19 protein-coding genes and 1 tRNA gene are annotated in these 22110 nt (G+C 68.9%); 9 read left to right on the top strand and 11 right to left on the bottom strand.

Translation table 11 applies throughout. From position 1 onward, the window contains the following. Positions 1-66: 66 nt before the first annotated feature. Positions 67-1293: a branched-chain amino acid ABC transporter substrate-binding protein gene (locus tag ACZ6SD_RS07280; protein ID WP_465316042.1), complete on the bottom strand. Its 1227-nt coding sequence runs from the start codon at positions 1291-1293 to the stop codon at positions 67-69. Between the two features lie 391 nt (positions 1294-1684). On the opposite strand from ACZ6SD_RS07280, the gene ACZ6SD_RS07275 reads away from it, so the two are divergent. Then, on the top strand, positions 1685-3490 hold the full coding sequence (locus tag ACZ6SD_RS07275; protein ID WP_465316041.1) for a fibronectin type III domain-containing protein: 1806 nt from the start codon (positions 1685-1687) through the stop codon (positions 3488-3490). Here ACZ6SD_RS07275 and ACZ6SD_RS07270 read toward each other — a convergent pair. Then, positions 3487-4092: an ANTAR domain-containing response regulator gene (locus tag ACZ6SD_RS07270; RefSeq protein WP_091447682.1), complete on the bottom strand. Its 606-nt coding sequence runs from the start codon at positions 4090-4092 to the stop codon at positions 3487-3489. The genes ACZ6SD_RS07275 and ACZ6SD_RS07270 overlap by 4 nt on opposite strands. Before the next feature lie 170 nt (positions 4093-4262). Between ACZ6SD_RS07270 and ACZ6SD_RS07265 the strand changes: the two genes are divergently transcribed. Then, a tRNA-Leu gene (locus tag ACZ6SD_RS07265) sits at positions 4263-4339 on the top strand. 121 nt (positions 4340-4460) lie between these two features. Here ACZ6SD_RS07265 and ACZ6SD_RS07260 read toward each other — a convergent pair. Then, on the bottom strand, positions 4461-4877 hold the full coding sequence (locus ACZ6SD_RS07260) for a hypothetical protein (protein ID WP_465316040.1): 417 nt from the start codon (positions 4875-4877) through the stop codon (positions 4461-4463). A 483-nt stretch (positions 4878-5360) separates the two neighbouring features. Here ACZ6SD_RS07260 and ACZ6SD_RS07255 point away from each other — a divergent pair, with 483 nt between their 5' ends. Together ACZ6SD_RS07255 and ACZ6SD_RS07250 are read left to right on the top strand one after the other, a co-directional pair. After that, the gene (locus ACZ6SD_RS07255; protein ID WP_465316039.1) at positions 5361-5630 is read left to right on the top strand and encodes a hypothetical protein; all 270 of its coding nucleotides are present in this window, start codon (positions 5361-5363) and stop codon (positions 5628-5630) included. Positions 5631-5675: 45 nt separating this feature from the next. Next, entirely contained in the window at positions 5676-6233 is a 558-nt protein-coding gene (locus tag ACZ6SD_RS07250) for a DUF4262 domain-containing protein (protein ID WP_465316038.1), read from the top strand. Positions 6234-6281: 48 nt separating this feature from the next. Here ACZ6SD_RS07250 and ACZ6SD_RS07245 read toward each other — a convergent pair whose 3' ends face one another. Then, complete coding sequence (locus ACZ6SD_RS07245; protein ID WP_465316037.1) at positions 6282-6695, bottom strand: DUF2637 domain-containing protein; 414 nt, start codon at positions 6693-6695, stop codon at positions 6282-6284. Positions 6696-7169: 474 nt separating this feature from the next. Beyond that, positions 7170-7358: a hypothetical protein gene (locus ACZ6SD_RS07240; protein WP_465316036.1), complete on the bottom strand. Its 189-nt coding sequence runs from the start codon at positions 7356-7358 to the stop codon at positions 7170-7172. A 93-nt stretch (positions 7359-7451) separates the two neighbouring features. On the opposite strand from ACZ6SD_RS07240, the gene ACZ6SD_RS07235 reads away from it, so the two are divergent. Next, entirely contained in the window at positions 7452-7967 is a 516-nt protein-coding gene (locus tag ACZ6SD_RS07235) for a DUF4342 domain-containing protein (protein WP_465316035.1), read from the top strand. Positions 7968-8867: 900 nt separating this feature from the next. Here ACZ6SD_RS07235 and ACZ6SD_RS07230 read toward each other — a convergent pair. The 4 genes from ACZ6SD_RS07230 to ACZ6SD_RS07215 form a co-directional block, all read right to left on the bottom strand. Continuing rightward, positions 8868-9362, bottom strand: a complete 495-nt coding sequence (locus ACZ6SD_RS07230) for a transposase (protein WP_465316034.1) — start codon at positions 9360-9362, stop codon at positions 8868-8870. Beyond that, on the bottom strand, positions 9265-9753 hold the full coding sequence (locus tag ACZ6SD_RS07225; protein ID WP_465316033.1) for a winged helix-turn-helix domain-containing protein: 489 nt from the start codon (positions 9751-9753) through the stop codon (positions 9265-9267). The genes ACZ6SD_RS07230 and ACZ6SD_RS07225 overlap by 98 nt, the downstream gene beginning before the upstream one ends. Continuing rightward, complete coding sequence (locus ACZ6SD_RS07220) at positions 9701-10261, bottom strand: AAA family ATPase (RefSeq protein ID WP_465316032.1); 561 nt, start codon at positions 10259-10261, stop codon at positions 9701-9703. The genes ACZ6SD_RS07225 and ACZ6SD_RS07220 overlap by 53 nt, the downstream gene beginning before the upstream one ends. A gap of 334 nt (positions 10262-10595) precedes the next feature. Then, complete coding sequence (locus tag ACZ6SD_RS07215; RefSeq protein WP_465316031.1) at positions 10596-12530, bottom strand: hypothetical protein; 1935 nt, start codon at positions 12528-12530, stop codon at positions 10596-10598. Between the two features lie 701 nt (positions 12531-13231). Here ACZ6SD_RS07215 and ACZ6SD_RS07210 point away from each other — a divergent pair. Both ACZ6SD_RS07210 and ACZ6SD_RS07205 read left to right on the top strand, forming a co-directional pair. Continuing rightward, entirely contained in the window at positions 13232-15496 is a 2265-nt protein-coding gene (locus ACZ6SD_RS07210) for an ATP-binding protein (protein ID WP_465316030.1), read from the top strand. Positions 15497-16044: 548 nt separating this feature from the next. Further along, complete coding sequence (locus ACZ6SD_RS07205; protein WP_465316029.1) at positions 16045-17229, top strand: eCIS core domain-containing protein; 1185 nt, start codon at positions 16045-16047, stop codon at positions 17227-17229. Positions 17230-17486: 257 nt separating this feature from the next. Here the strand turns inward: ACZ6SD_RS07205 and ACZ6SD_RS07200 are convergent, their stop codons facing one another. Further along, the gene (locus ACZ6SD_RS07200) at positions 17487-18155 is read right to left on the bottom strand and encodes a response regulator transcription factor (RefSeq protein WP_465316027.1); all 669 of its coding nucleotides are present in this window, start codon (positions 18153-18155) and stop codon (positions 17487-17489) included. Further along, entirely contained in the window at positions 18156-19343 is a 1188-nt protein-coding gene (locus ACZ6SD_RS07195; protein ID WP_465316026.1) for a sensor histidine kinase, read from the bottom strand. A gap of 196 nt (positions 19344-19539) precedes the next feature. On the opposite strand from ACZ6SD_RS07195, the gene ACZ6SD_RS07190 reads away from it, so the two are divergent. Beyond that, complete coding sequence (locus ACZ6SD_RS07190; RefSeq protein WP_465316025.1) at positions 19540-20982, top strand: alpha/beta hydrolase; 1443 nt, start codon at positions 19540-19542, stop codon at positions 20980-20982. Continuing rightward, complete coding sequence (locus ACZ6SD_RS07185) at positions 20979-21650, top strand: hypothetical protein (RefSeq protein ID WP_465316024.1); 672 nt, start codon at positions 20979-20981, stop codon at positions 21648-21650. Before ACZ6SD_RS07190 ends, ACZ6SD_RS07185 begins: the two co-directional genes overlap by 4 nt. Positions 21651-22110: the final 460 nt, after the last annotated feature.

Here is a 22110-nt window from a genome sequence, read left to right as displayed (position 1 = left end):
CTCCATACGCGGCGGGGGCGGGCTGTAGCCCACCCCCGCCGTGTCGATCAGCAGCACTTAACGATGTCAGCCCGAGAAGGTGCCGGTCTCAGCCGGGTCCCACTTGCCGCCCGAGACGCGGTAGACGGTGAGCACCTTGTTGCGGCTGTCGCCGAACTCGTCAAAGGCGATCTCGCCGGTCGCGCCCTGGCCCTTGTAGGCGCCCACGGCCTTGATCAGGTCCTCGCGCTTGCTCTCGCTCCAGTCGCCGCCGTTGAGCGTGGTGGCCAGCGAGTTGATGATCGCGTTGGCCGCGTCGTAGGAGAACGCGCCGTACGCGCTGAACGGCTCCTTGTAGCCCTCGGCCTTGTAGGCCTCGACGAAGGTCTTGGCGCTCTCCAGCGACTCGGTCGGGGCGCCGACGGAAGTGGCCAGGTCGCCCTCCTTGCCGCCGAGGGCCATGAACTTGTCGTCGTAGATGCCGTCGCCGCCCATCACCGGGACGTCCAGACCGGCGTCCTTGAGCTGCTTGGACAGCGGGCCAGCCTGCGGGTACTGGCCGCCGAAGAACACCGCGTCCGGCTTGAACGGGTTGATCACGCCGATCGCGCCGGAGAACTCGCTGTCCTTCTCGCCGATCTTCTGCCGGGTGACGATCTTCGCCCCGAGCTTCTCGGCCTGCTTGGTGAACGCGTCCGCGAGGCCCTCGCCGTAGGTGAGGCCGTCGGTGACGATCGCGATGTTCTTCTTGCCCAGCTTCTCCACCAGGTAGTTGGCGGCGAACGGGCCCTGCAGCGAGTCGACCGTGCAGGTGCGGAAGTAGTTGTCGAACTTGCGCGCGGGCGCGGTGGCGAACGCGTCGCCCTTGGTCAGCGCGTCGCTGGTGTTCGCGGGCGAGACCTGCACGATCCGCTTCGGCTGCAGGATCGGCTGGACGCTCTGCGCGACCGAGGAGTTCAGCGTGCCGACGATGCCGACGATGTTGGGATCCTGCGACAACTTGGTGGCCGCCTGGGCGCCGAGCTGCGGGTTCTTCTGGTCGTCCTGGGCGTCGAGGACGAGCTGGTAACCCTTGACGGTGCACTTCTTGTTGGCTTCGCGCACCGCGAGGTCGGACGCGTTCTTGATGCCGAGGCCGAGCGCCGACAACTCACCACTGAGCGGAGCGATGACGCCGACGACCAGCTTGCCCTTGCTCACGTCGCAGGCCTGGTTGCCGCCGCCCGCGCCCGACTCGGTCTTGTTGGTGCCACAGGCTGCGAGCAACAACGCGCTGGCGACCAGCACCGCGGCCTTCACCGTCTGGTTTCGCACGTGATGTCCCTTCTCCGCTTCCGTCCGGACAATGCCGGTAAGCATGCCGAACCTCGCCCTCATACCTGTTGGAGGGTTGCGCCGGAACGTAGTGACCGAATGCGACGCAGTCACGCGCCTGGGCTGCTCGTGACCAGACTGCAACGAAAGTGCGCGATAGTGTTCACAGGCCGGACGAAACCGCTGACCGGGCGATACGCCATTTGCAGCAGGTGATTACAGTGAGTCACGAATGCGCTGGACCACTCTGAGCGCGCGCCACCGGAAAGGCGCTCTGGCCTTGATGTTGGCCGCGCTCCTCGTCTCAGTGACGGTCGTGCTGATGCGCACTCCGGGTAATGCGCCCGACGGTCCAGACGGCGAGCCTCACCGGATTTCACCGCCTGAACGAGTGACCAGTTTCGCCGCCGACGACATTGTGCTGCCGGAGCCAGGCGCAGCAGTGCCCGATACTCCGCGTGACCTCATCGCCGTTCCGGCAGTCGGCCGACTGCGGCTCTCGTGGGCCGACGGCGTGCCCGGCGGCGTCCCCGCGCGCGGCGCGGCGGGCTACGAGGTGCGCTGGGAAGGCGGCGGCCAGCCCGCGGCGACCCGGCTGGTGACGTCCCCGGACACCCAGCTCGACGGGTTGGTCGACGGACAGGAGTACCGGATCGAGGTGCGCTCGGTCGACCCGTTCGGCCGCCGCTCGGCCCCCGCGACCGCCCGGGAAGCCCCGGGCCGGGCCGACTCGGCCTGGCGGGAGGGCCTGACTGGCCTGCTCGACGAGTTCCGCGACGACACGAGCCTGCGCGCGGACGTCCCGGGGTCGCTGTGGCACCTGTCCGGGTACCGGGGGTGCGTCGACCTGGGCAGCCGAGGCGTCGCGGAGACCGGGCTTCCGGTCGACCTCGGCTGCGGAGCCGACGAGGCGGTGCTGCGCGCCCGCCAGCCGGTGCGGCTGCTCGAACCGGAGGTGGAGAACGGCGAGCTGGCCCGGTTCGCGGTGCTGACCGACGCCGCGGGCCCGGGCGGGCGGCTGACCCTCGATTTGGTGCCCGGCCCGGCCGACCGGGTCGGCGCGGCCCGGGGCGCGGCGACGGCGGGGCCGGACCAGACGCTGCCCGCCGGGACGGTCCGCGCGGTCGTGGACGACGCTGGGGCCCGGGTCAACTTCGGCGCCGACCTGGACCAGACCCCGCCCGCTCCGGCCGCCGCTCCCCCGCCGCGCCGGGGCGCGGGCGTGCTGCACCTGTTCGAGCTCCGGGTCACGGTGGCCGGGGTGACGGTCTCCCAGGACGGCCAGGTCGTCGCCACCGCGGCGGTCGCGCCCCGCTGGCGGGAGGCCAGCGCCCTGGTCGGCGTCCGCGGCCCGGACGGGCGGCGGTCCCGGGTGCACCTGGCCGCCGCGGGGTTCACCGGCGCGCCCGCCGCGGTGCCGCCGGTGGTCGAGGTCCCGGTGAACGTGGCCACCCGCCAGGTGCTGACCCCCGAGGCGCCCGCGCCCGCGTCCGGCATCTCGCGGCGCCCGCTGGCCGACGCCCAGGCGGCGCGGGTCGTGGTGACGATGGCGGCGTCGGCGGGCATGGACGCCGCGCGGGCGGTGGTGCAGCTGGGCGCGCGGCGGCTGCCCGCCCGGCTCGCCGCGCCCGGCCCACCGGTGGCGGCCGGGTCGGCGGTGACGGTGGTCGCGGACGTGCCGCCGACCCTGCTGGGCAGCCCCGGCCCGGACTCGCTGAGCCCGTTCGTCGTCCGCGTGCCCGGGGCGGGCGATGGCGCGCAGGTGCAGGAGAGCTACCTGGAGATCGTCACCAGCGCCGCGCCTGGTCCAGCCATCACCACGCAACCGGCCCGGACCGGCCGCCAGCGCCCGGACACGCCCGCGCTGCCCGCGGCGGCCGTCGAACTCGGCGACTCCGCGGGCAACCCGCTGACCACGGCGACGGTCGCCGCCCAGGGCCGCCTCGTGGTGACGGTCGCCCTCGACGGCGCCGCGCCGCAGTGGGACACCGGCGGGCTGGAAGGCGTGCAGGGCTTCCAGCTGTGGCTGGACGGCCGCATCGTCGCGGGCCTGCCCACCTCGGGCGCGCCCGCGGGCCGGTACGCCATCCCGATGTCGCTGAACGGCCTGACCCCGGGACAGCACACGCTGGAACTGCGAGTGTTCGGCGTGGCAGGCGCGAAGGCGTCGGTGCTGGCGCGGTTCACCGTGGTCTAGGTGATGTTCTCCACCACGGCCTCGGCGACGGCCTTCATCGTGGTGCGGCGGTCCATGGCGGTGCGCTGGATCCAGCGGAACGCCTCGGGCTCGGAGAGGCCCTGCTTGGTCATGAGCAGCCCCTTGGCGCGCTCGATCACCTTGCGGGTCTCCAGCCGCTCGTTCAGCCCGGCGACCTCGCTCTCCAGCGCCTGCAACTCCGAGAAGCGGCTAACCGCCAACTCGATGGCGGGCACCAGATCATGCTTGGCGAACGGCTTCACCAGGTACGCCATGGCCCCCGCGTCCCGAGCCCGCTCCACCAGGTCACGCTGACTGAACGCGGTCAACATCACCACCGGCGCGATCCGCTCCCCCGCGATGGTCGTCGCCGCGTCGATCCCATCCATCTTGGGCATCTTCACGTCGAGAATCACCAGGTCGGGCCGCAACTCACCAGCCAACCGCACAGCCTCTTCACCGTCACCGGCCTCACCCGCGACCTCATACCCCTCTTCCCGGAGCATCTCGACCAGATCAAGCCTGATCAACGCCTCGTCCTCGGCGACCAAGACGCGACGGGGAGGGGGGCCGGGCTGGGCCTCGGTAGCCAGGTCGGTCACCGGGGTCCTCCTATAGGGGTAGTACAGCGAAATAGGAGCTTGCAGCGTACCGCCGCGTAGCCCCCCACCACCGATCTCCCGACGTGATCGCGCTGACATCACCCACTCGCGCACAACGCGGACACCTCCGCACACCCCACCCCCGTGATCGCGTAGAGTGTCGCCCCGACGCCCCCGTAGCCCAACCGGCAGAGGCAGCGGACTCAAAATCCGTCCAGTGTCAGTTCGACTCTGACCGGGGGCACCAGCAGCAATCACACCAACGGTGACCTGCGGATCGCCGCCTGAGGTGTGCTCTGGTGACGCCGCTGGTGGTAGTGCCTCGTGTGCGGTCGCTGCCAGTGCGTCCATCCCTGTGGTGGGGAGTGTCAGCTCGATGGCGGCGTGGTCCGTTTCGTAGTCGACGTGGTCCTGAGTTTTGTCAGCTCGTACAGCCGGGCTCGGAGTTCTGGCGGCGCTCGGTGCAGGTTGACCGCCAGGTGCGGGAGCAGGTCGACGGCGGAGAGTTCCTCGGGTGTCGGGGCACTGGGGGATTCGGCTTCGTGCCGGTCGAGTTCGGCGATCTGTTCCAGGACCCGCTGGTGCTCGCTGACCAATCCGTGGTAGCGCTCACGCAGCCCTCGGGTGAACGGATCGGTGGGATCGCTGTCCTCGGCCTGGGTGAGCACGTTGTCCTGCCTGCGAACGAGATCAGCGGCCCGCTTCCGAAGCCGTGATCGCCGCTCGGCGCGTTCAGCCTGCTCGCGGAGATCGGCATCCTGAAGACCATTGGTCAGAACCCGCATGCGGTGATGACCGAACAAGCACTCCTGATAAGTAGTGCCCAGCGCGTCCAAGAGCGCGTCCTCACGAATGTAGACCGTTCCGGGGTGATCACCGAGCCGGTCCGTCCGACCCCGATTGTTGTATCGGTTGGCTGATGGCGGCCATGCGCAGGCCAGGGCGGGTGTGCTCGTTCGAACTGCCTGTCTGGGCCGTACTGGAGGTCTTCACCGAGGCCGGAATCCTTGACGAAAACCGCACGCTTGCCTTCGACGCCTGGTTCGACCGCACTATCGCCGGGCTGCCCGAAGCGATGTCGCACGAGCTGCACACCTGGTTCGACATCTTGAAAAACGGGTGCGCGATCCCGCCGCGTCGCCGTCCTCGCGCTCAGGTGAGCATCCGTCCATCCGCGACGGCAAACTGCACCACGCAGGCCGCATCGGCGTGCTCGCCGAACCTGTCCGCACCCGACTGCGCACCTACCTTGACTACCGCAACACCCGATGGACTGGCAGCCTCAACACCTACCTGTTCCTCCACTACCGCACGGCAGTACGCACCATCCAATCGGACAACTCTGGATCAAACTGACCATCGGACCCGGCCTGACCGCCACATCCATCCGTGAAGACCGCATCCTCGATGAAGCCCGCGCAACCGACGGCGACGCACGCCGCATCGTGAACCTGTTCGGCCTCAGCATCCAAGCTGCCACCCGCTACATCACCACCATCGACCACCCCGACCTCATCAACCTGCCTCCCGCTGAATGAACTACCCTCACAAAGACCCGCCCAACGTGCGCTACCGTCCCCACCATGCCCGCCGAGGACGCCACCGTCTGCCGATGCCTGATCTGCCGAAACTACGGCGACCGCGACAGGCTCGACAACGTCGACGCCAAACTGGTCGACGACATCGGTGAAACCGGCTGGGGCGTGCTGGCGATTCCGGAAGACGACACCAGCGCCGGGTGGGCGTTCACGGTCGGTTTGTGGCACACCTACCGTTCGCCGGAGATCGCCACGTTCGGCCTCGACCCGGCAGTGATGATGCGTTGCCTCAACGCGGTCGGCGTCCAAATCGCCGCAGGCAGCGCGCTGGCAGCCAACGATGAACTCGAAGAGATCCTCAGCAACGACTACCTGGTCACGCTCAAGCCCGTTGACGACAGTTGGCGCGAGTTCTTCTTCGGCACATCCATGGGATTCTACCGCGCCACCCCGATCGTGCCATTCCTTCAACTTCTTTGGCCAGACCGCAACGGCCGCTATCCCGGAGACGAACAGTTCACCGAACAACTCGAGCACTTGCAACCGCGACTCTGGCTGCCCCGCAACGAGCATCCCACTGGCCCTTGGACCGAGGAAGACTGACCCGCGTCGTCCTCGGGGTTCCGGAACCGAAGTACACGCACCCAGCCATCACCGGTCACCACCACTTGGCTTCTGAGCCGCAATACCCTCAGAGTTCGTGAACTCACAAGGGTTCGAGCGCCACAGGTCGACGGGTTCGATCGAGGTGGCCGACAGGGTCTTGCCGCCGGGCACTCCGAGGATGAGCACCAGTTCGACCTCAAGAGCGCGCTGGTAGCTGGTGAGCTGCCACAGGGCCATGCGGCGCCACAGCAACCAGGTACGCCACGGCGCCAGCATCCACCGCGCCAGCGGAATCCCATCCCGCACGGTTCCCCGCTCCTGACCCATCCGACGCAGAAGAACCGAGCAACCAGCCTCCACCATCGCGGGCGCGGCTGTGTGCAGACACACCGCAACCGGGTCCGGCCACCCGCCCGCGGCACCGCCTGCCGCATCATCTCCCTTGAGGACCAACTGCACGACACCCAACGCCAGAACACCACACAGCCTCCGGCCGAGTAACCCCCAAGCAGGTGTGCCGCCTAGACCTGTCGGCACACCTGTGCCTCCACGCAGCACCCCTCCAGATACCGCTGTTTCAGAAGTGGCGCACGCGACAGCCGCAGCCAAGGCGACCCCTGGCGGCGCGGCCGAACACGCACCGCTGTCCCGGTTGTTCACATGGGCCCGGCCGGATTTCCCAACCGGTGGTGGGCAGACCGCGAACGCGCCGGTTGCGTCCACCGAGCGGCGCGCGCCGTGAAGATCGCGCTACGGGTGCTCGGCGAGCAATGGCGGACGTCGTCGACATAGCCGCCGAGCGTTGATCCCTCGCATGTCATCGGTCAGGTGCTCTCGGGTGATCGCTTCGGCCCTGATCCTCCCGGTAGGTCAGCACCGTTGGCGCGGTCCGGTCCGGCGGGGTGCGTAGCCGCTTGATGAGTCCGGCGTGGCTCACTGTCCGTCCTGTTCCGTCTTCGCGACGAAAGTCAGGATGACGCCTCCGCTCGGCAGCGTTGTTGACTCCACCAGCGTGAACGATCCCGACGAACCCGGGAGATAGAGCAGATCGTCAGAAGTGCCGGTGCCCAGCAGGAACGGGTGCACCCACCGGCGCAACTCGTCGAGGAGTCCTTCCGCCATCAGCGCACGGGACAGCGCCCGACTCCGTACTGCACGATGTCGGCGCCCGGCTGCTCCTTGAGGCTGCGGATGACACGGATGGGATCGTGGTCGATGACGGTGGTGTTGTTTACCGCCACGACTGCCCGCGACGTGCGCGTCGACGTCGTCACACCCACACAAGTCGCCGACACCTACGCGCGGATCTACGAGCTCGAATTCGGCATGCTGGTGGCTGCCGGGGCGAATCAGGGGACACCCCGGGGAAACCCTGATGGCGCGCCGCTACTGAACCGGCAGCATCAAGGTTGTCAGGGGATCCGTTCCACAGCACGAGGAGAGTTCATGAACGAGGCCAAGCCTGAGACGACCCGCTCCGCCGCCGACTCCGTAGTCAACGCGGTACGAGGGCTGTTCCACGAGGGCATCAACCGCCGCGTGGTCGTCCGTGACAGTAAGGACGACGTGGTACTAGACGTGCCGTTGGCCGTCGGCATGGTGGCCGCGCTGGCCGTGCCAGTGGCGACGACGATCGGAGCCGGGGTGGCGCTGGTCGGCAAGTGCGGCATCAAGGTCGAGAACCGGGAACCGCAGGCCACGTCGCCCGCGACAGTCGTCGACGCCGAGTGATCCGCCGCAGGTGACGCCCGGGGGTCCTGCCCGAAGCCGGACCGCGGATCATCGAGACGCACCTCCGCGGGCAGGCGAATCGCGTCATGCAGCGGCGGATCGACGCGGAGACGTCTAGCGAGGATGTGCCAGATCTGCTGGGTCGCCGGATCTCTTGACCAGCGGGTTCGGGTTTCAGAGGTCAAAAGCGAGACGTGAGTAGCCTCAGCTGATCATCAGCACCCCGGCCCACTGCTGATCCCTCGGTAACCACCAACCAGCCTGCAATGACAGCTCCAGCCGTCGGCGAACGGACAAGGCGATGGCCGTCCCCAGGGCCGCCGTGGTCTTGTGGAAAATTGTGGAGCGCCACTTGGCGCGGAAGCGTTTCTGCCGGACTGATCACACTAGAGACCGTTTGGCGAGCGGAGCGACCAGAACCGATCAAAGGGTCGTAACCGTCCAGAGAATGTCGGAGGTCACGAGTAGAGTTGGCCCTGGTGGAGGCAGCCCGCCTTCATAGGAGGAATACCTCGGCCAGGAGCCAGGGTCGCACTTGGAACCTACCGCAGTCGCGTTGACCCGGCTTGGCCGGTTGGCGAGCTGTTACGCCGTCGAGATGTTCTTTCTGAGTCCTGATGTCAGGAAGGAGGAGAACGTGAGTGTACCGACGGTTCCTTCGCCAGGTGGCGGAGAGCAGGAGCGCGACAGGCGCAAGGATGGGGCCTGGCGTAAGAAGCGCAGCGACGCGGGCAAGAAGCGCAGGAAGTAGGTAAGTTGGTGGCCCGAGGCACTGCCGCCCCGGGCCACCCGCCCCAGTGGGGCACAGGAGAACCAGGCCGCTGTACAGCAGCCAAGTACAGCAACCAGGGTGACCAAACGCAGCCCGCACCGACCGCTACAGAGGTTGAATGGCCAGCATTATGGCGGTTCGTCGAGTGCGAGTCCGGTGTAAGCGAGGAAGGCGTCGATCAGGCCGGGCCGGTACTGGATCCGTTTGAGCCGGTTTTTCACCACGGTGACCTGCTGGTCGATGCCGTGCGCGATGAGATCGCCCAGGCCGCGTTTGACGTGCGACCACACGTGTTCGGCCGGGTTGAGGTCCGGGACGTAGGCCTGTAACCGGATGACGTGTAGCCAGTCCCGTGCCGCGATCAACGTCCGCATCGCCGCGCTGATGTGCGTGTTGAGGTTGTCCCAGATCAACACGTCGGGCCGCCCAGCTGCTGGTGCGCGGCATCCAGCAAGGCGGCGTAGTCGGCTTCGGCGAAACTGCGCCGCTCGCCTTTGCAGCCACGATGGGTCAGGGTGCGGTAGATCAACCGGGACCGTCGGCCGGGCCGGACACAGACCAGCTCGGCGACCGAGACCCGGCCGGACCTTTACCGGATACCGGGATCTGCGGGGTATGGCCACGGCGGCTCCAGGTGCGGGCTTTCGGCGGACGCACGGTCTGACCAGCCTCGTCTTCGAAGCCAGCCACGCACCCTGTTCCGCCGCTACCGTTTCCCGCTGGCCACGTCTCCTTCCGCCAGGTGGCGATAGCGTCCTCGTCCCGTTCCACAGCCCGGCGAGCGGGCACCTGCGGGGAGACCCCCATGCGGCGCAAGAGATACGACACTCCGCGCAGGGTGTAGCGGATATGGAACAGCCGCGCGATCAGATCAGCCACCCGCGCCAATGTCCAGCGCTGGTCCTCCCCGAACCCGTGCGCAGCGGGGCCTTGCTCCAGGGCCAGCCGAGCCTGACGCTGCTCATCCAACCGACAGGCCGATCCGCCGGGTCCTTTTGACGCCAACGCCGCCACACCTCCGGCACGCCATCCACGTCGCCGCGTTGTCGACGACGATCAGCCACCGGGACCGGTGGCGCTCCAAGAGATCCCACAGCAGATCCGACGCACTGGTCTGACCGGCCCACGCCCGGTCTACGCGGTCGTCCGAAGCGCCGAGTTCCAGGGCGATCTGACGCATACCCGCCTGCAGTTCGGTCATCGTCGTGGCTTGGACCCACCACACCGACATGCCGTCTTCAGCGGCGCGCCTGGCCAAGGCGAGAGCCACCGTCGTCTTCCCGCATCCGCCCAGCCCGTGCAACACGGCCACCCGGTCACCTCCGGACCGGCGCAGAAAGCCCAGCTCGGCAAGCAATGAGTCACGGCCGCGGACCGGGGCATCGAGTCGGCCGAACGGAGGACTGATCGACGACGCATCACCCAGCCTGCCCTGCGAACGATGCTCGCCGAAGTGCACGCCGCCGTGAATCGTGTGTGCCTGTACCCCACGCCCGAGGCCACCCCTGATCTCGTTGTTCACATGCCCACCACTGCCGTAGGTGCCAGCAGAACTCCAGTCTATGGACGCGTCGGAAACAAGTCCCGTTCGTGACGGGCTGGGACTACATCCCGTCGGCATGCCGACCTCGGCAACGGCGGAGAGCGGGGTTCACGTCTCAGGAGGCAAGGAAGACGACGACGCTGGCGTCAGGGTGCTTGCCGCTCAGAGGTTGGCGTCCGGAATGCATCAGCACGCTGATGAGCATTTCATCCAGATAAGCTACCATCATCGCCCTATATTTTGCATTCGCTGGTGCCTGCAGGGCGCTGGGCCCTCGTGGTTTCCTATCTGCGGGCGTGCGGTCAAGTGCGCGTCAACTGGTCTCCGCCGTGCCGGCGAGGTGATCCTGGATCTTGGTGTGTTGGAAGCGGTAACTGATCCCCGCTACGCGAAGAATTCCTCGCTCGCGAGCATTCTCCAGCGCTTGCCCCAGGTCCGAAGGTAGATCGTGACGGGCGAGGAGGGCACGACGCACGAGCCACCGACTCCAGGCCACACCGGGAACTTGATCGAAGACGGCTGTCGATGCGATCAGGATCACTGCCACGGACGGGGGGAATGAGGTCTGCTGCTGTTCAATAACGGAAAGTAAGGCCACACCGATGGCAGGCGCCGGGATATGGGCGACCAGCGCCCAACCGTCCCGGCGGATCGCCAAAAGCGGGTCCGGCGTCTCGCCCTCGGCCACCGGTTCGGTGAGGCTCCCCCACGCCACCGCACCCAACAAGGCGGCGACGAAGCCGATGACGGCAACAACTATGGCGAAGACCCGCCCCTCCAGCAATACGGTCGCACTAAAAGTCAACAAATCAAACAAGATCATTATTAAAATCATACACATTCCGAACGTGGCACCGCCCAGCATTCTTCTGAGCCTGATCCGAAACTGGAACGGGGTCGCTGTTGGGATCCCACCTCGGGTCGCGAGCCGGATCACCAGGAAACCGATCAACGGGACCACCCAGAACATGAGAACACTCACCGCGCCGACGAATCCGCCTGTCCACTCGATCCGCGCTAACAAGCCGACGAGCACCAGACAGCAAGCGACCACGAAGAAAGACAGAACACCTCGGCGGAACCCTGACCAGCCTGCCGGTGTTAGCGGGGCGCACAAATCCAACTGTCGCAGCCCACGTCCGCGGAGGAACCGCGCCAGATTCGCCAACCAGGCCAGGCTCTCATCCCGCCGATACACGACGTCGAGCAGGTGGCGTTCGAGGTCTTTGGCGTTGTCGAAGGACAGCAACTCGTTTGGGGCCGTGTCCGGGCGAGTGTATGCCTTCCTGGCCATGCCGCTCATCAGCGGCGAGGACAGGACCTCCAGCAGCGGACCTGGCCTGCGAAGCCGCGCCGCCACCGCGGCCCACCGGTGGTTCGCGTCGGCCCGACCCGCTGTCAGGTGGGTAGTGATCTCGGCGACCGGCATTGATTCCAAGCGCACCACCAGCGCTCTGGCCACAGTGACACCTGTCGTGCGAACAACGGACTCGTACTCCTCTGTTCGGCTGGTCAACACGAACGGGCGGTGCCACATGCGCACTACCTCGATCACCTTCTCGACCCGGCCATAAGGCATCTCGTCAAGCCCGTCGAGCACCGGAACAACCGTCCCGCCCTTGACCAGTCGGGACGCCACAGCGCGGGCGTCTTCCGCGCGGACCGACGCGGGACGGGCGGCGACAAGACACGCGGCAAGCCACTCGTCCATGGACTGGCGATCCGGGTCCCAATCGACCAAGTCGACCACAAGGGGCACATACCCCTCCCGCACGAACCGTGAGGCGAGCAAGACCGCAGCCGAGGTCTTGCCGGAACCCGCGGCACCGATGATCACCACCTGGCGGGCAGGCAAAGCGATCACCGTGTCCCCGAGAGTGGTCACATCCCCACCCAATCGCCAAGCGACGCGCCGAACACCCCTCAGGCGACCAAGGACCACATCCGGGCCCGCGACGAACGAGCCGTTGACGGCTGACCACGGCACCCGCAGAGGCTCGGGAAACAGCAGACCACGGGTCGACGCCTCCCGCAGAAGCCGCTCCGCAGCCCCAACCGACAGCCCGTCCCGATAGACGTCCGCCAACTCGTCATCGGCGGCGCCAGAACGTCGGGAATCCACCCAGGTGACACCCAGGGTGGCGACACCGACCACGCAACTGATCACGCTCGCGACCTTGTCCCCGGTGTCGAGTGCCCCAACAGCGAGCACCACCCCGAACCCCGACGCCAGCAACGCGAAAGCCACAGCCCACGGCCACCAACGCCCGCGACGAGAACCCACCTACCGCCCCTCGGTGTGACCGCACCCACCACGATCGTAGAGGATCATGAGAACCGACGGCGGTTCCCGAAAGCGATCGAAAGTCCTGCCCCACACGAATCCCAGCACCCACGCGGTGCCCGCCAGCGGCGTCACAGCCGTCATCCAAGTCCAGCGTGAGACGGCTTGACCAGCACGGCGCAGCCCGGGCACGCCTCCAGCCGGTCCCGACACCACACGGAACTCGTCATGACGCACCATCCCCCTGACGACGGCGCGGCCGGTCGACCTTGACAGTCGCGGAAAGCCGCAGCTCACGGTAGTTGTAGCCTCGTGTGGATGCTGTACGGGCTCGCCGGGGGACGTACAGCATCCACATAAGCACGTCCTGCTCATTGGGCAGGAGCTTGTGTGTGGATGGGATGGGTTGTGTCGTCCTTTTTGCCTTTCTGCCTGATGGACAATCTGGGGTAGCTCGTCGGCTGGCAGGCTGATGGCGATCGTGATCTCGTCGATCAGGCGGACGGTGACCATTCCGGTTCGGCCTGGCGTCGCTGGGTGGCGTGGTCTTCGAGTCTGTCCAGGTCCGGCTGCCTGATCAGGGCTATACCCCCGGGAACGCGCCTACACTCGGTCGGATCGGGTCGTGAACTCGGTGGGAGTTGAGGACACTGACGGTTGCCGGGGTGCCCCTTGAGCTGACCAGCTACGTCGGCCGGGAGCGGGAGCTGGCCGAGGCGCGGAGGCTGCTGGCCTCGGGCCGGATCCTGACCCTGACCGGCACTGGTGGCGTCGGCAAGACTCGGCTCGTGGTGCGGCTGCTGACCGCGATCAGCGCGGGCTACCCGGACGGCGCCGCCTTCGTCGAGTTGGCGGGTCTGCGGGATCCGGCGCTGCTGGCAGGCACGGTCGCCGACCGGCTCGGCCTGCGGGTGCAGTCCGCCCGGCCGGTGGTGGAGATCCTGGTCGAGTGGTTGCGCGGCCGGGGGTTCCTGCTGGTTCTGGACAATTGCGAGCACCTTGTCGACGCGTGTGCCGAGCTGGTCGGCAGGCTGACCCGGGAGTGCCCCGACCTGGTGGTGGTGGCGACCTCCCGTCGCTCCCTCGGGGTGGACGGCGAGCGGTTGCTGCCGGTGCCGCCGCTGGCGACGCCCGGCTCAGTCGTGGGTTCCCCGGAGGACCTGCTGCGTTGTGACGCTGTGCGGTTGTTCGTGGACCGCGCCCGGGCCGTCGTGCCGTCCTTCGAGGTCACAGCGGAGAACGCCGCCGATCTTGCCGAGCTGTGCGCGCGCTTGGAGGGGGTGCCGTTGGCGATCGAGCTGGCTGCGGTCCGCGCCCGGTCGCTGTCGGTCCGGCAGCTCAGGACACGGCTCACCCGGCGGCTGCCGCTGCTGACCGGCGGGCGGATGCTCGACGAGCGGCACCAGACCATGCGGGCCACCATCGACTGGAGCTACGAGCTCTGCTCACCGGCGGAGCGGCTTGTGTGGCAGCGGGCCGCGGTGTTCGCGGGCGGGTTCGACTTGGCGGCCGCCGAGCGGGTGTGCGGCGGCCCCGATGTCGATTCCGCCGAGGTGCTGGACCTGGTCGACGGGCTGCTGGACAAGTCCGTGCTGACCAGGCAGGAGGACGACGGCCACGCCCGGTACGGGATGCTGGAAGCGCTGCGCGAATACGGTCGGGAACGGCTGGCCGCCGCCGGAGACCTGCCCGAGGTGGCCGGGCGGCACCGGGACCACTACGCCGGGCTGGCCGCCCAGTTCGCCGCGGAGTGGCTCGGCGCCGACCAGGTGTCCTGGCTGGACCGGCTGCGGCGCGACCACGCCAACATCCAGGTCGCGCTGGACCACTGCCTGACCGACCCCGGCACTGCCGACGTGGCCCTGCGGATGATCCTCGACATCGAGGACTACTGGGACATCCGCGGCCTGGCCATCGAGTGCCGGATGTGGCTAGAGCGGTCACTGGCGGCGGCCCCGGCGGCGCGGCCGTGGCACGCGGCGGCGCTCGCCAGGAGCGGATGGCTCGCGGTGCTCCAAGGCGACGTCGAGCATGGCACGGCCGCACTGGCCCGGGCCGAGGAACTCGCCCGCGACCCAGTGCAGTCCGCATGGGTCGCGTACGCGTGGGGGAAGGTCTGCGTCTCGCGGGGCGAACTCGCCGACGCCGAGAAGTTCCTGGAACCGGCCGCGGTGACGTTCCGCCGATGCGGCGTCCCGCGCGGCGAGATGCTGGCGGATTTCGCTCACGGGCTGGCCATTGGCCTGGGTGGGGATCCCCGGACCGGCCGTGCGACCGTGCACCGGGCCATCGCCCTGAGCACCGAGTATGGCGAGATCTTCTGCCGCGGCCTGTGCTGCTGGGCTCTCGCCTACATCGACGTGGTCGACGGCAATCCGACCGAGGCGCAGAGCTGGGCGCGTGCGGCGCTGCGCCCCGTCCAACTGTTCGGCGGCGTCCGCCTCCACGAGGCGCTGCTCATCGACACCTTCGGCTGGATCGCCGAGGAACAGGGCAGGCACCGCCGCGCCGCGGTGCTGTACGGCGCGGCGAGCGCTATCTGGGCCACCATGGGCATGGTCCCGGACACCTCCATCGGCTTCGGCGGCACCCGCTCGAATTTCACCGCGCGAACCCGCGAAGCCTTGGGAGCCGATGAGTTCGACCGCGCCGTCACCGACGGCGCCGCGCTGACCGGCGACCGGCTCGCGCGGTACGTACTGGAGGACACCGCGCCGGAACCGCGCCGCGGTGGGCTCACCCGGCGCGAGACCGAGATCGCCGGACTCGTCGCGCGGGGCCTGACGAACCGGGAAATCGCTGAACGGCTCCACATCGCGCGGCGCACCGCCGAGACCCACGTGGACCACATTCTCACCAAGCTGGACTTCAACAACCGCGCCCAGATCGCCGCCTGGGTAGCGGGGGCGAAACAGGGGCAATCACGCTGACCACGATGATCGCGGGCGCCCGCGGAGTTGACCAAGCACGTCGGCAAATAGGAGGAAACATGGCACCTCGATGGAGGACTCGATCTTTTTAGTGGGCTACCGAGGGCGCGGACGAGATCTCTTACGGTGTGCCCGAGGCCAATCCGAGGCAACGTCTTGCCCAGCGCGGCGACAGGTGCGGTCTGGATCGCTTGTCCTGTTTGCGGGCTGTTCATGACCCTCATTCACCGCCGTCACGCCCGTGGACCATCTCGGGATCGCCGGACGTGCATGTGGTGCCTGGAATCGGCGGGGGCGCAGGCGCTGCCGGGCGGTGAAGGGGGAACCTGTCGTGTCCCCGCCGCCGGTGTCTTGGACATCGGCGGGTTCAGGACGGAGCATGCCCGCCGTGTTGTGACGATGTGAGTGCCCGGTCAAGGAGTGGAGCGAGCGGTCCCTGGGGTGTTGGGGCTTTGTCCGGGCAATCGGTGTGCCCGCGCTGTGCCCGCATTGCCGTCCCCCGCGGGGCGGGGGCGAGGTTACCTTCGGCTTCGAGCGCGGGAGGGCATATGCACAAGAACGAGGACGAGCGGGCCGAACAGGCAGGCGCGCCTCGGGCCGCGACCGAGACCCGGTCCGGGGAGACGACGCACTCGCTCGCCGCGCTGCAGCGGCTGGCCGGGAACCGGGCCGTCGCCGCGATGGTCACCGGGGACAGCCAGCCCGTCCAGCGCGCGTCCGTGCGGGACGTGCTCGGCGCCAGCGGGGCGCCGCTGCCCTCCTCGACACGGGAGGAGTTCGAGACCCGGATGGGCGCGGACTTCAGCGACGTGCGCGTGCACACCGGCGCGGACGCCAAGGAGTCGGCGGCGGGCATCGGCGCGCGGGCCTACACCAGCGGCAACCACATCGTCATCGGCGCGGGCGGCGAGGACAAACACACCCTCGCCCACGAGCTGACCCACGTCATCCAGCAGCGCGAAGGGCCGGTCACGGGCACCACCGTCGCAGGCGGGCTGGCCCTGAGCGACCCGCACGACGAGTTCGAACGCGCCGCCGAGGCCAACGCGCACGCGGTGCTGCGCCGCCCCGCCGCGGACCGGGCGCACACCCACGAAGCGCGCGCGGCACACGGCTCACCCGTGGTCCAGCCGGCTCCCGGGACAGGGCCCGAGTCCACCCTGTCCGCACCGCTGGTGGACGAGGGACTGGAGGGCTACCTCGGGTACTTCGAGCGACGCCGCGCCTGGCACGTGGCCAACCCCCAGCCGGGAATCATCGTCCAAGAGATCACCCGCGAATTCGCCGTCGAACGTCTCCAAGACGACGGCACCTGGGCGCCGATGAGCGGCGCGGAGATCGACACCTACGTCACCGCGAAGAACTCACACCCATACGGCACGATCGACCACTACTGGGAAGCGTGGACAGTCGACGCGGCAGGCCGGGTCAGCGACGGCGGCGAGGACACCTTCGGACTGTGCTCGATCATCCCCGGCCGCAAGCAGATAAACACCACCCGCGGCAGCTTCCGCATGTCCGGCACCGCCCGCTTCCACCCCACCACCGCCGACCCCACCACCTTCGGCCTCACCCGCAACACGGTCCCGACCGCGGGCGGCCTGCCGAGCAGCTACGCCGCGCCCACCGGCCTGAGCGCCGCATCAGGCCCAACAATCACCTTCACAACCACAGTCACCTGGGACAGCACCGGCGACGAACCCTCCCGCTACTCCAAGGTCACCGAAAGCTGAACCCCGCAGCACGACGACACGCCCAGACACGGCAACACGTCCAAGCCCATTCCCGGTCGCCCGACCAGCCCCGACCCGCTCCCACGCGGACACCTCGCCTGCCCGCAAAAGGAAAACAACGACAAACGGCACGGCGATCGAAGCGATCACCACACTCATGCTGCCGAACCACCTCGGGACAGCAGCGCTGTCACACCGATCCCGGCGACCAGCACGGCGAGGCCACAGGCGAGCGAATCGGGCATGGCCTGGAGACTTCAGTCCTCCGCGTCGCGAACCACGAGGGCGATCTGTACCCGGTTGTCGACCGCCAGTTTGGCGAAAAGGTTGCTGGTGTGGGCTTTCACCGTGGCGACGCTGATGTGCAGTCGTTCGGCGATTTCCGGGTTGCCGAGCCCGTCGGCGATGGCTCGCGCGGTGTCGAGTTCGCGTCCGGTCAAAGTGGACAGTTTCGCTCGCGCGGCCGCACGGCGAGTGCTGGAGGATCGTGGCGCGGTGGCGGCGGCGATCACCTGTGCCGTTGCCGCGGGGGACAGCACGGGTTTGCCCTCGGCGACCATGCGCACCGCGTCAATGATGCGCGCCGGTGGGGTGTCTTTGAAGACGAAGCCGAGTGCTCCGGCTTCCAGGGCGCAGAGCACCAGGTCGTCGGAGTCGAAGGTGGTCAGCATGAGCACCTTGGGCGGCGCCGGGCGGGCGAGCAGTTCCCGGGTGGCGCTGAGCCCGTCGCGGCCGGGCATGCGCACGTCCATCAGCACCACGTCCGGCCGCTGCTGCTCCACCACGGTGAGCGCGGCCTCCCCGTCGGCTGCTTCCGCGACCACGGTCAGGTCCGGCTCGCCGTCGAGGACCAGTCGCAGGGCCATCCGCACCAGTTGGTCGTCGTCAACGATGACCAACCGCGTCGGTTCGCCTTCGCTGCCCACTCAGCCTCCCCCGCGGCGGTTCTGGTTCGGCCAGGGTAGTCGCGCGGTGAGCAGGTAGCCGCCGCCGGGCGCGGGGCGGTGCTCAAGGGCGCCACCGGCGAGGGTGACGCGTTCGCTGAGGCCGAGCAGCCCGAATCCGGAGGTCGGTGGCTGGGTGCCGGTCGTGGCAGCAGGCGAGTTGCGGACGCCGACGCGCAGTTCGTCCCCGGCCGTTCCCTCCAGGGTGACCTGAACTTTGGCTCCGAGGGCGTGTTTGGCGGCGTTGGTCAGTCCTTCTTGGACGATGCGGTAGCAGGTTCGCCCGATGAGCTCGGGCGGTTCGCCCACCACGGTGTCGTCAAGCGTGACGTCCAGCCCGGAAGCGCGGGAGTCGGCGATCAGGTCGGGAACGCGGTCGAGCGAGGGCTGCGGTGGTTCCGGGCGGTCCGGATCGCCGCGGAGCACACCGAGCACGTCCCGCAGTTCTTCGAGCGCCAGTTGGGAGCCTTCGGCGATCCCGCGGACCAGCAGGCGGTTGTCCGCCGCGGTGAGGTCGTCGCGGTGGTCCAGCACCCCGGCCTGCATGGCGACCAGGGAAATCCGGTGCGCGAGCACGTCGTGCATCTCGCGGGCGATCCGGTTCCGCTCCTGGGCGCGGGCCTGCGCGGCTCGCGCGTGCTGTTCCCGTTCCGCGCTTTCGGCCCGCTCCAGCAGCGACCGCGCTTCGACGCGCCGGGCGCCGACGGCCGCGCCGACGGCCACCGCGGTACCCGCGCTCAGCACCGGGACGACGAGTTCGAGCCACAGCGACACCGGTGGGACCTCAAGCGGGTAGATGCCCGCGAGCACTTGCGACGCGGCCACGAAGGCCAGTACCACCACGCTGATCTCAACGGGGCGGCGGCGGGTGGAGATCGAGCACACGGCCAGCAGCGCCGCGCCCGCGGCCAGCGTCGACGCGCTTGAGGCGACCGTGACCACCATGGCCACGGCGAACGGGAACCGCCGCCGCCACAGCAGCAGCGCCAGGCAGGCGAGCGCGATCAGCGGATCGCCGGTCACCAGCCAGGAACACGTGTTCTCCGCGCATCCCGGCGGCACCAGCACGGCGGTGGAGAACCAGAAGGGGATGCCCAGCAGCGCGGCCGCCACCAGCGGCCACGCCTGACCCCACCACCTCGCCAACCGGGGCGCCGAATCCGTGCTCATCTGGGCCATTGTCGCCAATGCCCGAGGCAGGCGCAGGAGTCTCAGGGCCAGTCGACCCCCGACCGAAGTCGCATCGGCGCGTTCGACCCAGGTCCATCGCGGTCCAGCCGCGGGACCGATGTGCTTGCGGCGCCGAGTGGAGAGGCTTTTCCCAGCCGGGCACACACCCGCGTGCTTCGACACAGGAGGACAGGAAATGCGCAGGATTTTGCCGGTCGCCCTCGCCGCGACCGCCCTGCTGGCCACCGCCGTTCCCGCGAGCTCGGCGGCGGCGCGAACGTCGAGGTGGGGCGCGTGCCCGGAGGGCGTGGCGGCGCCAAGGCTTGAGTGCTCGACCCTCGAAGTCCCGCTGGATTACCGCGACCCCGGTGGGGAGCGGATCGAGATCGCGATCTCCCGGCTGGCCAGCGAGAACCCGGCTCGGCGCCGCGGGGTGCTGCTGACCAATCCGGGCGGCCCCGGTGGTGAAGGGCTCAGCTACCCCGCCACGCTCGCCAGGTCCGGGCTGCCCCAGGAGGTGCTGGACTCCTACGACATCATCGGATTCGACCCGCGCGGTGTCGGCCGCAGCACGCCGGTGACCTGCCAACTGACCCCGGAGCAGCAGGCCCGAGGCGCGTTCGCGCCGTACGCGCGCACCGCGGCCGATGTCACCCGCGAAGCGGGCTACGCGCGCTCCATCGCCGAGCAGTGCGCCACCTCGCCGACCGCGCGGATGCTGCCACACACCACCACCGCGAACGCCGCGCGCGACATGGATCGCATCCGCGAGGCGCTCGGCGAACAGAAGGTCTCGTTTCTCGGCGCCTCCTACGGCACCCACCTCGGCGCCGTGTACGCGACGATGTTCCCCGACCGCGGCGACCGGATCGTGCTCGACAGCAACATGGGCGCCCGCGGCTACGACGTCACGGCCATGCGCAGGTTCGCCCTCGGCATGGAAGACCGGTTCCCGGACTTCGCCGCCTACGCCGCCGCTCACCCCGAGCACGGACTGGGCGCCACGCCGGAACAGGTGACCGCCAAGTACTTCGACCTGGCGAAGCGGCTGGACGCCCAGCCGATCCAGGGCGTGGACGGGATGGCCTTCCGCGGGCTCACCTTCGAGTACCTCTACAGCGACGCCGCCCTGCCCGCGCTAGCCAAGACCTGGCAGGCGATCGAGGCGAACCAGCCGGTGCCCCTGCCGCCGGTGATCGACCGCGACAACTTGATGTCCGCCCGGCTGTATGTGATCTGCGGTGACTCACGCTGGCCGGATTCGGTCCGGGACTACCAGCGCGCGGTCGTCATCGACCGGGTGAAGCACCCGATGCTGGGCGGGGCCACGGCCAACATCGGGCCGTGCGCGTTCTGGCCGGACGAGCGCACTGAACCACCGGCGCGCATCGGGGACCGGGGCCCATCGAACATGCTGCTGCTGCAGAACGAACGCGACCCTGGCACCCCGCTGGCAGGCGCGCGCGAGCTGCGGCGAGCGCTCGGGCAACGGGCGACGCTGGTGACCGCCGACCAGGGTGGGCACGGGGTCTACCCGTGGGGCGGCAACCAGTGCGCCAACGACGCGGCGACACAGTTCCTGACCACCGGGCAGCGGCCCCCGCGCGACCTGGCCTGCGTGGCGGAGCCGGGCCGGTGAGCGGGCGGCTGGCCGTGTTCGACCAGATGCGAAGCCGCCGGGCCGCCCGGCGAATCAAGCCTGGCGACGGGTGCGCGCTGCCGCGGTTCCGGTGGTGGCAGCTGTTCGGTCGCTCCCTGCTCTACCTCCGGCTGGCCAACGGCGACGGCGGGCACACCGTCTACGCCGTCGACGTCCGGCACAACCGGACAGATTCCTCCGGGTACGCCAACGCCGATCTGTACGTCGACGGCAGGCACCACGCCCGGTCCCGGCTCCCCGCCGCCTTCCCCGTCCCGGGCGGCACGATCGAGGTGAAGAAGAGCGCCTTCGGGCTCAAGCGGTGCCACTACGTCACCGCCGACGGGACCGCGCGGCGGCTCCAGCCGGACCGCGTCTCGGCCGAAGGGCGCCGCGCCCACTTCGAGCGCGCTCACCCGGCGCTCAGCCGTGGGATCAGCTTCATCTCAACGATTGTGCTCCTCGTCTCCTTGGCGGTCCTGGTCATGCGGCTGCTGGAGGAGCTGACCCAGCTGGCGCCGATCGCGGCACTCGTCGGGACCTTCACCTCGCCGGTGGAACTGCCGGGGTGGCTCGACGTCGCGGTCGGGGTCGCGGCCGCGCTGGCCAGCACGGAACGGGCGCTGCGGCTGCGTTACAGCCTGCTGCTCGATGGCGGGGCAGGGTGATTCGCGGACGGCCGCGGTCACTCGACAGGGTGGACGCGAACGTCGCCGGTGGTCAGGACGGGACGGGGGTGGGCGGCCGGTTCGCCCCCGTCCCGTCCTGGCCACGGAGTTCGGATGCGGGTGCTGATCCACGAAGATGAGCCCTACCTGGCCGACGCCGCCGAGCGGCCGGGCACAACGGGAGTGGCCGCGCAGGACATGGCGCGGCGGGCGAGTTCGGCCGAGGATCTCGGCCGAACCGGCCAGGATCGAGCTGCGGGCTTTCACCCGCCGGGCGAGAAGGTCCGACAGCGAGATCGGGAAAATCGTTGGGCCACGGTAACTTCCGTGAGCAACTCGGCACCCTGCGAAATGATCTTCCCGGCTCCGGAGCGGGGGCGACCAGGCCCCAGAGGTAGAGGGCCTGCGGGCAAGAGCGGTCGTGGACGGCGTATGCATGTCGGTGAACGACCTGCGGGGT

The organism is Actinokineospora sp. NPDC051303 (assembly GCF_055586285.1).
This window is presented reverse-complemented; position numbering and strand designations above follow the sequence as displayed.

Coding starts and splice junctions, on each gene's coding strand:
- ACZ6SD_RS07190 (WP_465316025.1), top strand. CDS start 19,540: ATGCGCAGGATTTTGCCGGTCGCCCTCGCCGCGACCGCCCTGCTGGCC.
- ACZ6SD_RS07195 (WP_465316026.1), bottom strand. CDS start 19,343: ATGAGCACGGATTCGGCGCCCCGGTTGGCGAGGTGGTGGGGTCAGGCG.
- ACZ6SD_RS07260 (WP_465316040.1), bottom strand. CDS start 4,877: ATGCGGGTTCTGACCAATGGTCTTCAGGATGCCGATCTCCGCGAGCAG.
- ACZ6SD_RS07235 (WP_465316035.1), top strand. CDS start 7,452: ATGACGGTGGTGTTGTTTACCGCCACGACTGCCCGCGACGTGCGCGTC.
- ACZ6SD_RS07240 (WP_465316036.1), bottom strand. CDS start 7,358: ATGGCGGAAGGACTCCTCGACGAGTTGCGCCGGTGGGTGCACCCGTTC.
- ACZ6SD_RS07205 (WP_465316029.1), top strand. CDS start 16,045: ATGCACAAGAACGAGGACGAGCGGGCCGAACAGGCAGGCGCGCCTCGG.
- ACZ6SD_RS07250 (WP_465316038.1), top strand. CDS start 5,676: ATGCCCGCCGAGGACGCCACCGTCTGCCGATGCCTGATCTGCCGAAAC.
- ACZ6SD_RS07255 (WP_465316039.1), top strand. CDS start 5,361: ATGGACTGGCAGCCTCAACACCTACCTGTTCCTCCACTACCGCACGGC.